Below are 12,381 nucleotides of genomic sequence, written 5' to 3' on the forward strand. Positions count from 1 at the left end.
CCGGGGTCGCCCTCTTTTATCTCCGGCATGCTCTGGATGCCGTCATCGCACATCCACTCATTGCGCGCTTTTGGACTGGTTGAGGCTGCACTGCTTGCCGGGATAACCGGGCAAGTCACTGGCATCGCTGCCGCAGGCGAGCCGTTTGGCCTGTTGCAGGCGGGCCGCCAGATTGGCGCTGTCCACCGGCATCCATTGCATCTGCTTGCCGAGCCAGCTGGCCCAGGCAAACTCGACGAAATAGATCTGTTTGTCCTTGCGAAAGTAGCCCGCATTCTGCAGCAGTCCGGCGAGGGTGCGATAGGGGTAATCAGGCAGCTTGTCGATACTGGTCGGCAACTGCTCCGGGGTCAGTGGTTGCCCCTTCTCATCCTTGAGCCAGGCCCAGTGGTTGTTCTGCATCTGGCTCCAGAAGTTGGCTTTGTCCTGCAGACGACCAATCACCTTGACCCGCGCATCCTTGACGCCCTGCTGCCACAGCGCCTTGGTGAGATGGTGTCTGTCCACCAGCCAGTAGCTGCCATCCGGCGCAATAACCACGGGGATCTCTTTCTTTTTCATCAACTTGTCGAGCTGCTTTGCGCTCATGCCCGCCAATGTGGCCTGGGTCTCATCGACCTGGATCTGGCCGACGCCCCCCTGAGTCGGGTGCAAGGCATCGATGCCGATCTCGCACCAGTTGCCCACCGCCGTATCGCTCTGGCACGGGGCCAACGCCCAGGCACCCTGGCTCAACACACAGGCCAGCAATAACCATGCTTTCATCGTTTGACACTCCTCACCACATTGAACTGCACAGACGCCGGGAACGATCTTCTACCCCGATTGGGAGTGAGAGTCGAATGCTGGCGGTCAGACCAGCAAACGGGATATCATGATTTCCCATCTGTCGGCGATATTTTCTCGCCGAGTTTTCTCCCCGCTTCACACTATTTGAAGGATCCGACCCATGAAAGGATGGAGCCCCTTGCTGGCCCTGCTGGGCTGTGCTGCTGTCCAGGCTGCCGATATTCCCGCCGGAACACAACTCGCCGCCGAGCAGATTGTCGTTCGCCACCTCAAGGATGAACCTGCGAGCCTGAGCCCGCTCAAGCTGGTCGGCCTGCCGGAGTTGCAGGTACTGCGGGATCTGTTCGAGGGGCTGCTGACCCAGGGGCCGGATGGCAAACCGGTTGCCGGGGTGGCGGCCAGCTGGGAGAACAAGGGCAACCAGTTCTTTACCTTCCATCTGCGCCCGGATGCGCGCTGGTCCAACGGCGATCCGGTCAAGGCCGGCGACTTCGTCTACGGCTGGCGCAAGCTGGTCGACCCGAAAGAGGCGGCCACCTTCGCCTGGTTTGCCCAACTGGCCCGTTTCGACAAGGTGGACGAGATAGTCGCTGGCAAATTGCCTGCCAGCGAGCTGGGGGTCAAGGCCCTCGATGACCACACCCTGCAGGTGACCCTCTCCCAGCCGGTGCCCTACTTCCTGAACCTGCTGAGCCACCCCAGCCTGTCGCCGCTCCATCAAGCCAGCATCGAGCAGTACGGCAACCAGTGGACCCAACCCGGCAAACTGGTGGGTAACGGTGCCTTTGTGCTGAACAACCGGGTGGTCAACGAGAAGCTGGAGCTGACCCCCAACCCTTATTACTGGGATCGGGCCCATACCGTATTGACCAAGGTGATCTTTATGCCGATCAATCAGGAGAGCGCGGCCACCAACCGCTACCTGGCTGGCGATCTGCATATCACCGAATCCTTCCCCAAGGAGCAGTACGACAAGCTGAAGCAGCAGATCCCGAATGAGGTCTACACCCCGGATCAGCTCGGCACCTACTACTACGCCTTCAATACCCGTCAGGCGCCACTGAACGATGTGCGGGTGCGCAAGGCGCTCTCCTACACCATCGATCGCGCCCTGATCGCCGACAAGGTGCTCGGCACCGGCGAGAAACCGGCTTATCACTTCACTCCGGATGTGACCGCCAGCTTCACCCCGGCCGCCAACCTGCTCTCCACCAGCAGCCAACCGGCGCTGGACAGCAAGGCCAAGGCCCTGCTCAAGGAGGCCGGCTATGGCCCGGACAAGCCGCTCAAGCTGACCCTGCTCTACAACACCGCGGAAATTCACAAGAAGATGGCCCTGGCGATTGCCAGCATGTGGAAGCAGAAGCTGGGCGCCGAGGTCGAGCTGACCAATCAGGAGTGGAAAACCTATCTCGACAGCCGCCAGAGCGGTCAGTTCGAGGTGATCCGCTCCTCCTGGGTCGCAGATTACAACGACCCTTCAGCGTTCCTTGGCCTGTGGGGCTCCCGTCACAGCGGCAATATGGCAGGCTTTGCCAATGCCCGTTATGACCAACTGTTGGCAGAGGCGGCCAGCACTCAGGATGCCGCCAGCCGCAGCAAGCTGTTTGGCGAGGCGGAGACGATCCTGCTGGATCAGGCCCCCATCGCCCCCATTTACCAGTACACCAATGCCCGCCTCATCAAGCCATGGCTTAAAGGCTACCCCATCAACAACCCGGAAGATGTGGCCTACAGCCGCCAACTCTACCTCGTCAAACACTGACACCGGCCACAATGATGCGAGGCCCCGCAGGGCCTCGCTATTGATACTGTTCACATCCCGATTTCCAGCCTAAAATGCCGCCCCTTCTGTTCAATTAATCTTCAATACCCAGTCAGACATGCGTTATTTGATACTGCTCTCGTTGTTGTGGACCCTGCCTGCGCAGGCCAATAGCGAATCCCAATGCCAGCAAGAGTTTGTCGGCTGGATGCTGCACCAGCAGCAACAGTTCAGCGATCGTAAGTCTGACAAGATGGAACGACGCCGGGCCGAGCGGGCCATCGAGTTGGCTCGTCAGGAGTACGACAAGCAGGCCAGCTTTTGCAAGACAATGGAGCTGGTGCGCAGCTACAAAGATAGCGATCCGCGCTTTAAACCGAGAAGCGGCGAAGTTCACGATTTCACACCGGCCAGCTGACCCTCACTTCATCAATTCATTGTGTTGATTAATTGACCCAAGCCAAGTTCGGGTCACTGAAGAGCCTTAGAATGATTAACTGAGAACGACAATAAAAAACATAGTTATCAGTTATTTGGCTTTTTCAGGAACGACACATGACCAGACTCCATCAGGAGGGGGAGATACACTTCCCCGACAACATCGCACTCATCTCGACCACGGATCCCGCCAGTCATATTACCTATGCCAACCAGCACTTCTGTGATGTGGCCGGATATGGTGCGACCGAAATGGAAGGAGTACCCCACAATCTGGTGCGACACCCCGACATGCCCAAAGCGGCCTTCGCCGACATGTGGCAGCGGCTGCGACAGGGCAAAAGCTGGATGGGGCTGGTCAAGAACCGCGCCAAAAGCGGTCAGTTCTATTGGGTAAACGCTTACGTCACCCCGATCCTCAATGCGCAGAAGGAGATCGTCGAGTTCCAGTCGGTGCGCACCAAACCCGCCGCCAGCGATGTGGCCTGGGCCGAGCAGCTCTATGGCCTGCTGCGCAGCGGCAAGGCACTTCCCTGGCTGAGCCGCTTTCACTTTGAACCGGGTCAGCTGACCCTCTGGCTCTCTGTTTCTGCCTTGCTCACCACCCTTGCTACCTTTGCCACCGGCAACCTGTTATGGCTGCTGCCCACCGCCTTGTTGCTGTTGGCACAGGCAATCCACGGCTGGCGATTGCAGCAACGGCTGGCTCATCTGCTCACCCTTGCCGATCAAGACAAGGGAACCCACCTCTGTCAGGTGCTCTACACCCGACGGCGCGACACCCTGGCGGCCGTCGAACTGGCCCTGCGGATGAAGCAGGCCGAGCTCAAGGCTGTGGTCGGGCGCAGCGCCGACACCAACCAGCAGATCCTGCAGGCAGCCGAAGATGACCTGGGCAATATCCAGACCATCGATACCCACCTGCAGCAGCAGCGCGCCCACAGCGAGCAGCTGGCGACCGCCATCACCGAGTTGAGCCACTCCATTCGGGATGTGGCCCACAGTGCCCATGAGGCGAGCAATCTGGTTATAGAGGTACAGCAGGTTTCCGACGAGGGGCTGCAAGCATTGGCGACCACCCGTTCTGCCGTCAACCAACTCCATCAGGAGCTGGATGCCAACCACGCCGTGTTGGCCCAGCTCACCAGCGACAGCCAGAAGATCAGCGGTATTCTGGAGGTGATCAGTCAAATCGCTGACCAGACCAACCTGCTCGCCCTCAATGCGGCCATCGAGGCCGCCCGGGCGGGCGAACAGGGGCGCGGTTTTGCCGTGGTGGCGGATGAAGTGAGGGCGCTGGCCCAGAAGACCCGTGCCTCGACCAGCGAGATCCACGAGATGATCCAGGCGCTGCAACAGACTACACGACAGCTGTCGGACGGGATGACACAAGGGGCGCAGACCTCGGTGCGCTGCCAGCAGCACGCGGGCACCACCGCCGACGTGCTCACCCAGATCAACCGGATGCTGGGGCAGGTAACCCGCACCAGCGACGAGATCGCCCAGGCGGTGAGTCAGCAGGCCGACGTCACGGCGACCCTCGATGAAGGGGTACACCAGATCCACCAGCTGGCCAGCCACACCGCCGACAACAGCAGGCAGGCGCTAGATGGCATCACCCTGCTGGTTGAGCGGCTGCAAGATCTCTCGCGGCTGATCAACCAGTTCAGATATTGAAGCGACAGCGATCAAAAAAGCGCGTCAACTGACGCGCTTTTTTCGCTTTGCCTGACAGGAGAGTTATTCGCCCTGCTCGCTGGCGGCAAACTCCGGCACCTTGGCCATGGCATCCAGCACCACCTGAATATCCGCTCCCGGTTTGCAGGCATTCTCGCTCAGGTGACGGCGCCAGGCGCGGGCCCCCTGCATATTCTGGAACAGACCCAGCATGTGGCGGGTCATGTGGGAGAGGTAGTTGCCCTTGGCCAGCTCCTGCTCGATATAGGGCAGCATCATCCGCACCACCTCGTGGCGGCTCGGCACGGCGTTGTTCTGGCCGAACACCAGGTTGTCCACCTGCGCCAGAATGTAGGGGTTCTGATAGGCTTCACGCCCCATCATGACGCCATCGACGTGTTGCAGGTGCTCCAGAGTCTGCTCCATGGAGGTGACACCGCCGTTGAGAGCAATGGTCAGCTCCGGGTAATCCTGCTTGACCCGATAGACGCGGGGATAATCGAGGGGCGGGATCTCGCGGTTCTCCTTGGGGCTCAGGCCGCTCAGCCACGCCTTGCGGGCATGGACGATAAAGGTGTCGCAACCGGCATCGCGCACCTGTTCGATAAAGGTCTGCAGAAATTCGTAGGAGTCCTGATCGTCGATACCGATACGGGTCTTCACCGTCACCGGAATATCGACCACATCGCGCATCGCCTTGACGCAGTCAGCCACCAGCGCCGGTTCACCCATCAGGCAGGCGCCAAAGCGACCGTTCTGCACCCGATCGGAGGGGCAACCGACGTTGATGTTCACCTCGTCATAGCCGCGCTCCTCGGCCAACTTGGCACAGCGCGCCAGATCGGCCGGATTGCTGCCACCCAGCTGCAGGGAAATGGGGTGCTCCTGCTCGCTGTAACCCAGATAATCCCCCTTGCCGTGGATGATGGCACCGGTGGTCACCATTTCGGTATAGAGCAAGGTCTGGCGGCTCATCAGTCGATGAAAGTAACGGCAATGCCGATCAGTCCAGTCCAGCATGGGGGCGATGGAAAAACGCTGCGCCTGCATAAAAATCATCCGGGTTGGCTAAAGAAAGGGGCGGATTTTATCACAACGTGAAGCAGCCCCAGAAAATGAATTTTGTCGCCGCGCCATGCGAGGCCCTGTGATAGTATCCGGCTAATAGAAAGGGTATCTGCGCGATCATGAATCAAGACCAACTTTTACAACGAGCCGAGCGACTCTGTATACAGCGAGGGATCCGCTTCACCCCGACCCGACGTCAGGTATTTCGCCTGCTGGCGGCACACGGCAACGCCATCAGCGCCTATGATTTGTTGGCCCAGCTGCAACAAACCGAAGCCAATGCCAAGCCGCCAACCGTCTATCGGGCACTCGATTTTTTGCTCGAACAGGGCTTTGCTCACAAGGTGGAATCTCTCAACGCGTTTATCTTCTGCTGCCACTTCGATCACGCTCACCCGATGCAGTTGCTGATCTGCGACGAGTGCGGGGATGTGGTCGAGCTTCACGATACGGCGATCGATAGCGCGTTTTCCGAGCAGGCCCACCTGCATGGTTTTACTATTACCAATAAGACGATAGAGGCACATGGCCAATGTGCCCGTTGTACGCCCACTGTAGGAAGTCATCATGAAGGCTGATTTTGTAAATCCGTTCCTGCTATCCCTGCTCAATGTGCTCTCGACCATGGCACAGCTGGAACTCAAACCGGGCAAACCGAAACGCAAGATGGATGAGCTGGCGCGCGGCGACGTCTCCGGCCTGATTGGCATGGTCGGCCCGCAGACCCGTGGTTCCCTCTCCATCAGCTTCGAGAAGGGGCTGGCGCTGGAGATCATGCGCCGCATGCTGGGGGAAGCGCCCGCCAACATCAACGAAGAGGTGACCGACATGGTCGGTGAAATCACCAACATGGTGACCGGCGGTGCCAAGCGGATGCTGGGCGAGAAGGGCTACGAGTTTGACATGGCGACCCCCATCATCGTCTCCGGCCCCAACCACACCATCACCCACCGTGCCGATGGCACCAAGATCATGATGCCGTTCGAATCGGATTTCGGTCGCGCCACTATCGAAATCTGCTTCGAGTAACCCTATGTGGAAAGCATTGAAATGGATTTTCATCTGCTGGGCCCTGCTGTTGATCCTGTCGGACATTCAGATCAGCACCTCCCTCTACAAGTACGAAGATAACCGGGTGCTCATCAACTTCCCGCGCTGGGAAGCCAAGCAGCCCTGGGGCACCTTCGAGTGGCATGCCGGACGGGTAGAAACCCACTGGTATGGTCTGGAGGGCAAACCCAAGCCGTCAGGCCCGCAAATCTGATCCGGTAACGGATCCGGCAGAAACAGAAGAGGCCAGCAGCTGCTGGCCTCTTTGCTATTTCGTTGTTTCTGAATCAAGCCGCTTCGGCCGCCAACTGCCCGCTTGGTCGCACCAGGATGCCGACGATGCAGGCCAGCAGGGTCGGCAGCAGCCAGGCAAGCCCCTTGTCGAACAGCGGCAGGAAGGCAAAGCCGTCCATCGCCATCCCGGCAGCCCCCAGCCCATCGAGGCAACCAAACAGAAAGGCGACCGTCAGCACACCGCGAAACACCAGCCGTGGCTGGGCAAACCATCCCTTGAGGAAGGTCACCAGCACCAGCGCGATGGCAACCGGATAGATGGCCACCAGCACCGGGATGGAGAGGCCGATCAATTCGCTCAACCCCACATTGGCCACCACTGCACAGAGCGCCCCCAGCAGGATCACCCAGTTGCGATAGGCCCAACCTGTCAGGCCATGGAAGTAGTCGGCACCGGCACAGAGCAGGCCGACAGCACTGGTAAAACAAGCCAGGGTGATGATGGCAGCCAGAATAAACTGACCCGGTTGACCAAACAGACTCAGGACGTAGGCATTGACGATGGCGCCGCCGTTGCTGATATCGCTCGCCACCCCACCGGCACTGTTGCCCAGCTGAAAGAGCGAGACATACACCGCCGACAACCCAACCGCCGAGATCAAGCCTGCAATGGTCAGATATTTGAACTGACTGCGATAATCCTCGATCCCCTTCTGACGCAGCAGACCTATGATCAGGGCGCCAAACATCAGGGAGGCCAGGGTATCCATGGTGTTGTACCCCTCCAGCATTCCTTTGGTCAGGGCTGCATCTATGTACTCACCGCTGGCATCAGGCATGGTGCCCTGCGGCGTCATAAAGACCCCGACCGCCAGAATAAGCAGCATCGCCATCAGGGCTGGGGTCAGATACTTGCCGACCGCATCGAGCAGCTTGCCCCGATCGAGCGCCACAAGGATCACCAGCGCAAAGAAACTCAGGGTGTAGATCAGCAGCCCCTCGTGACCGGCATCGCCGAGCCAGGGCTTGAGCCCCATCTCGTAGGCGACCAGACCGGTGCGGGGAATGGCAAAAGCAGGCCCCATGATGATATAGATGGCGATGGCCAGTGCCGTCGCAGCCCCGGCGGGCAGATAGCGGGTCATTCCGGTCCAGCCACTCGCGCCGCCCCCCGAACTCCCCTTGGCCACCGCAATCAGGGTGATCAGCGGCAAACCCACCGCCGTCAGCAAAAAGCCGCACATGGCGGCCAGCAGATGCTCACCGGCCATAAAACCGGCCAGCGGCGGAAAAATGATATTGCCTGCCCCCAGATAGAAGGCAAACGTCATAAACCCCAATCCGAATACGTCGGACAACTTCAATGATTTCGTCAAACTCAACCTCATCTGCCTTATCAGCTTGTTATTGATTGCACCCACTGCCTGGCAGATAACCGGTAACAATACCTTTCGCCCCCACACAGCCCGCGGACCGGATGAGGCGCACCACCTTTAGCATAAAGAAGAGGAGTTCGATCTCAATCACCAATTAATATCTTGAAACAATTTACCGCTGTGGAATTAATCGCCGAACAACTCGGCGCTCCATAAAGAGGTGTCACACGTAGGTATGAGAGGCAAGAAGAGGGGGGTGGGTTATAGCGGCAAGATACGGCTGCTCAGATGCTATCTGCTCTGCGTACAGTGACAATTACGGCAGCAAAGCGAGGTGAAATGCGAGGCTCACAGAAAACAAAAGAGCCTGCACGGGGCAGGCTCTTGGCAATATCAGATCGGGTGTGATCAGGCCGCTTCGGCAGCCATCTCGGTCGGACGCACCATCACGCCAACTACGCAGGCCAGCAGGGTCGGCATCAGCCAGGCGAGGCCCTTGTCGAACAGCGGCAGGAAGGCAAACGCATCCATCTTCATACCGGCAGCACCCAGACCATCCAGGCAACCGAACAGGAAGGCAACCATCAACACGCCACGGAACACCAGACGGGGACGGCCGAAATAACCCTTCAGGAAGGTGACCAGTACCAGCGCCACGGCAACCGGATAGATGGCAACCAGCACCGGAATGGAGAGGCTGATCAACTGGCTCAGACCCACGTTGGCCACCACGGCACAGATAACGCCCAGCAACACCACCAGCTTCTTGTAAGCCATGCCGGTCAGATTGTGGAAGAAATCGGAACAGGCAGAGATCAGGCCCACGGCAGTGGTAAAGCAAGCCAGGGTGATGATGGCCGCCAGAATGAACTGACCCGGCTGACCAAACAGGCTCAGTACGTAGGCGTTGACGATAGCGCCACCGTTGCTGACATCGGTCGCCACACCGGCCGCAGTGTTGCCCAGCTGGAACAGGGATACGTACACCACGCTCAGACCAACGGCAGAGATGAGGCCGGCAATGGCCAGATACTTGAATTGGCTTTTGTAATCGTTGATGCCTTTCTGGCGCAGCAGATCGACGATCAGGGCGCCAAACATCAGGGACGCCAGGGTGTCCATGGTGTTGTAGCCTTCCAGGATCCCTTTCACGAAGGGGCTGTTCTGATAGTCACCGGACGCGTCAGGCATGGAGCCTTGCGGCGCTACGAATACCCCGACCGCCAGAGTCAGCAGCAGCAGCATCAGTACCGGAGTCAGGTATTTGCCGATGGCGTCCATCAGCTTGCCCTGGTTCATGGAGACCAGAATGGCCACACCAAAGAAGATCACGGTATAGGCCGCCAGACCCGCTTGCCCCATGTCACCGATGAACGGCTTGAGGCCCATCTCGTAGGCAACCAGACCGGTACGGGGCGCGGCAAAGGCCGGGCCGATGATGATATAGATGGCAACGGCCAGCGCAGTCGCGACACCGGCAGGCAGCAGTTTGGTCATGCCAGCCCAACCGTTACCGGCTTTCGCCACGGCCAGAATGGTCACCAGAGGCAGGCCCACGGCAGTGACCAGAAAGCCAAACATCGCCAGGGAGAGGTGCTCACCAGCCATGTAACCGGCCAACGGCGGGAAAATGATGTTACCGGCGCCCAGGTAGAAGGCGAAGGTCATAAACCCTAATCCGAGTACATCGGACAATGTGAGTGATTTCGTCAAGTTCAACCTCGTCTGTCTTGTAAATTATTGCTTGTTATAGTTTTTATCGGTCGCTGACCGGGTGTGTTCAGGGGGTATAAAAAAAGAGCCCCGCATGTTTTTTCATCGCAACCAGTGGTTTTAGCTGGTCTGGAGCGGGCGCTCGATCTGGAACCAGCATAATGGCGTGAAAAAATAGTTCAAGACGAAATTTACATCTTCAAATAGAAGGGGGTGGTCAGTTGGATATATCTGTCGGAATAGGCCCCGTCAGCAGAATGGATCACAATTTCACCCCTCTCATACCTGTTTAATCCTCTACCAAGTAGCAATAAAACACGATTTGCCTCTTTACCCTCTCTGGTGATAACAGCTGTATAACAAATGCCATGCAGACCATAATTCGCCGAAATGCATAAAATTTCATCGGCCATCGCCGTCGGCAGCACCAGCGCCACCTGCCCGTTCGGGCTCAGCAAACGATCGCAGGCCGCCAGTAATGCGTGGCTGTCGAGGGCGCCGGTATGGCGGGCCAACGCCCGCGCCGGATCGCTAAATGACTGGCCTGCCACGAAATAGGGAGGGTTGGAGACGACAAGATCGTAAGGGCCAGCCTGATAATCCTGAATGGCACTCTCTATGATGGTCACCCGATCGGCCCAGGGAGAAGCAGCCGCATTCTCCCGCGCCTGACTGGCCGCATTAATATCCAGCTCGACCGCATCAAGACGGCAGTCAGACCTGCTGCGCTGGGCCAGCATCAGGGCAATCAGGCCGCTGCCGGTGCCGATATCGAGCACTCGACGCGCCTGTTCGACCGGCGCCCAGGCACCGAGCAAAATGCCATCGGTGCCTACCTTCATGGCGCAGCGATCGTGATTAATATGGAACTGTTTGAAGGTAAATCCGCGACTACGTCCCATCTGGCCCCCGTCATCTGCAAAAATGGTGGGCGATTATAGCGGCTAAGACACACTCACCAATAGGAGCCGACGAGATAATCGCCTATAATCTGCCGTTTCCTTAATGACCGAGTATTGCCATGAGCCAGTCCTTTGATGATTTCGACCTGCACCCCGCCCTCAACCGGGCCTTGGCCGAGATGGGATTCACCCGCCCCACCACCATCCAGCAGATGGTGCTGGAGCCAGCCCTGGACGGCCGCGATATTCTGGCATCCGCTCCGACCGGTACCGGCAAGACTGCCTCCTTCCTGCTGCCGGCACTCCAGCACCTGCTGGACTTCCCGCGCCGCAAGCCGGGCCCCTGCCGCATGCTGATCCTGACCCCGACCCGCGAGCTGGCGCTGCAGGTGACCGCCCACGCCAAGGCGCTGGCGGCCCACACCAACCTCAGCATCGAAACCATCATCGGCGGCGTCAGCCATGAAGAGCAGCTGCCTGCTCTGACCAAGACCACCGACATCGTGGTCGCCACCCCGGGCCGTCTGCTCGAGTACATCGAGAAAGAGGAGTTCGAGAGCCACGACATCGAAGTGCTGGTGCTGGATGAAGCGGACCGCATGCTGGACATGGGCTTTATCAAGGATGTGAACCGCATCGTGGCCGAAGCGCGCTACCGCAAGCACACCATGCTCTTCTCCGCCACCCTGGAAGGGGCCGGCCTTGAGAAGTTCGCCAACGAGATCCTCAAGGATCCGGTGGAGCTGCACGCCGAGCCGCCCCGCAGCGAACGTCGCCCCATCACCCAGTGGATCCATCTGGCCGATGACGCCGCCCACAAGCTGGCGCTGCTGACCCATATCCTGAAAGATCCGGAAACCCAGAAGGCGATCATCTTCGTCAAGACTCGCGAGCGTCTGGCGGAGCTCTCCGGCCAGCTGCAGGCTGCAGGTATCTCCTGCGCCTGGATCCGTGGCGAGATGGAGCAGAGCAAGCGTATCGAGTCGATCCGCAAGTTCCACGAAGGGGAAGTACCCTTCCTGATCGCTACCGACGTCGCCGCCCGCGGCATCGACCTGCCGAACGTCAGCCATGTCATCAACTACGACATGCCCTACGGCGCCGATGTTTACGTCCACCGGATCGGTCGTACCGGCCGCGCCGGCAACCGTGGCTGTGCCATCAGCCTGGTGGAAGCCCACGACATGGCGATGGTCGCCAAGATCGAGCGCTACACCGAAGAGCGCCTCAAGCGCCGGGTGATCGACGAGCTGCGCCCGAAACACAAGGAAGCGCGGGTACCGGTGAAGAAGAAAAAGCCGGTCGACAAGAAGAAGTCCGCCAAGAAGAAAAAGAAGAAGTGATCGCCTGGCGATAAAGAGAAGGGCCA

Annotated in this window: 12 protein-coding genes; 7 read left to right on the forward strand and 5 right to left on the reverse strand. The window is 59.0% G+C overall.

Features of this window, described 5'->3' with window-relative positions; genetic code table 11:
• Positions 1-57 precede the first annotated feature (57 nt).
• Positions 58-765, reverse strand: a complete 708-nt coding sequence (locus AB5Y85_RS19650) for a ParB-like protein (RefSeq protein ID WP_257686911.1) — start codon at positions 763-765, stop codon at positions 58-60.
• A 184-nt stretch (positions 766-949) separates the two neighbouring features.
• Between AB5Y85_RS19650 and AB5Y85_RS19655 the strand changes: the two genes are divergently transcribed.
• The 3 genes from AB5Y85_RS19655 to AB5Y85_RS19665 all read left to right on the forward strand — a co-directional run bounded on the left by AB5Y85_RS19655 (position 950) and on the right by AB5Y85_RS19665 (position 4,669).
• A complete protein-coding gene (locus AB5Y85_RS19655; protein ID WP_257686910.1) occupies positions 950-2,554 on the forward strand; it encodes an ABC transporter substrate-binding protein in 1,605 nt (534 codons plus the stop codon).
• A gap of 118 nt (positions 2,555-2,672) precedes the next feature.
• Positions 2,673-2,972, forward strand: a complete 300-nt coding sequence (locus tag AB5Y85_RS19660) for a hypothetical protein (protein WP_100645090.1) — start codon at positions 2,673-2,675, stop codon at positions 2,970-2,972.
• 137 nt (positions 2,973-3,109) lie between these two features.
• On the forward strand, positions 3,110-4,669 hold the full coding sequence (locus AB5Y85_RS19665) for a PAS domain-containing methyl-accepting chemotaxis protein (protein WP_257686909.1): 1,560 nt from the start codon (positions 3,110-3,112) through the stop codon (positions 4,667-4,669).
• A 63-nt stretch (positions 4,670-4,732) separates the two neighbouring features.
• Here the strand turns inward: AB5Y85_RS19665 and dusA are convergent, their stop codons facing one another.
• Positions 4,733-5,719, reverse strand: a complete 987-nt coding sequence (dusA, locus tag AB5Y85_RS19670) for a tRNA dihydrouridine(20/20a) synthase DusA (protein ID WP_257686908.1) — start codon at positions 5,717-5,719, stop codon at positions 4,733-4,735.
• A 137-nt stretch (positions 5,720-5,856) separates the two neighbouring features.
• Here dusA and zur point away from each other — a divergent pair, with 137 nt between their 5' ends.
• Genes zur through AB5Y85_RS19685 form a run of 3 tightly spaced genes read left to right on the forward strand, consistent with a single transcriptional unit; the run spans position 5,857 to position 7,001 of the window.
• On the forward strand, positions 5,857-6,315 hold the full coding sequence (zur, locus tag AB5Y85_RS19675) for a zinc uptake transcriptional repressor Zur (protein ID WP_005335805.1): 459 nt from the start codon (positions 5,857-5,859) through the stop codon (positions 6,313-6,315).
• Positions 6,305-6,766 (forward strand): chemotaxis protein CheX, encoded by a 462-nt coding sequence (locus tag AB5Y85_RS19680; RefSeq protein WP_005335807.1) that lies wholly within the window; start codon positions 6,305-6,307, stop codon positions 6,764-6,766. Before zur ends, AB5Y85_RS19680 begins: the two co-directional genes overlap by 11 nt.
• Before the next feature lie 4 nt (positions 6,767-6,770).
• Positions 6,771-7,001 carry a hypothetical protein gene (locus tag AB5Y85_RS19685; RefSeq protein ID WP_040066994.1) on the forward strand — a complete coding sequence of 77 codons (231 nt, stop codon included), beginning with the start codon at positions 6,771-6,773 and terminating at the stop codon, positions 6,999-7,001.
• Positions 7,002-7,074: 73 nt separating this feature from the next.
• Here the strand turns inward: AB5Y85_RS19685 and brnQ (AB5Y85_RS19690) are convergent, their stop codons facing one another.
• From brnQ (AB5Y85_RS19690) to AB5Y85_RS19700, 3 genes are all read right to left on the reverse strand, one after another.
• Entirely contained in the window at positions 7,075-8,352 is a 1,278-nt protein-coding gene (gene brnQ, locus AB5Y85_RS19690) for a branched-chain amino acid transport system II carrier protein (RefSeq protein WP_257686917.1), read from the reverse strand.
• 453 nt (positions 8,353-8,805) lie between these two features.
• Positions 8,806-10,110 (reverse strand): branched-chain amino acid transport system II carrier protein, encoded by a 1,305-nt coding sequence (gene brnQ / locus AB5Y85_RS19695; RefSeq protein WP_041236099.1) that lies wholly within the window; start codon positions 10,108-10,110, stop codon positions 8,806-8,808.
• Between the two features lie 191 nt (positions 10,111-10,301).
• On the reverse strand, positions 10,302-11,012 hold the full coding sequence (locus AB5Y85_RS19700) for a tRNA1(Val) (adenine(37)-N6)-methyltransferase (protein WP_257686907.1): 711 nt from the start codon (positions 11,010-11,012) through the stop codon (positions 10,302-10,304).
• 119 nt (positions 11,013-11,131) lie between these two features.
• On the opposite strand from AB5Y85_RS19700, the gene srmB reads away from it, so the two are divergent.
• Positions 11,132-12,355 carry an ATP-dependent RNA helicase SrmB gene (gene srmB / locus AB5Y85_RS19705; protein WP_005343175.1) on the forward strand — a complete coding sequence of 408 codons (1,224 nt, stop codon included), beginning with the start codon at positions 11,132-11,134 and terminating at the stop codon, positions 12,353-12,355.
• Positions 12,356-12,381: the final 26 nt, after the last annotated feature.

This window comes from Aeromonas sp. R3-1, assembly GCF_040908345.1.
In the GTDB taxonomy this organism is placed as follows: Bacteria; Pseudomonadota; Gammaproteobacteria; order Enterobacterales; family Aeromonadaceae; genus Aeromonas; species Aeromonas veronii.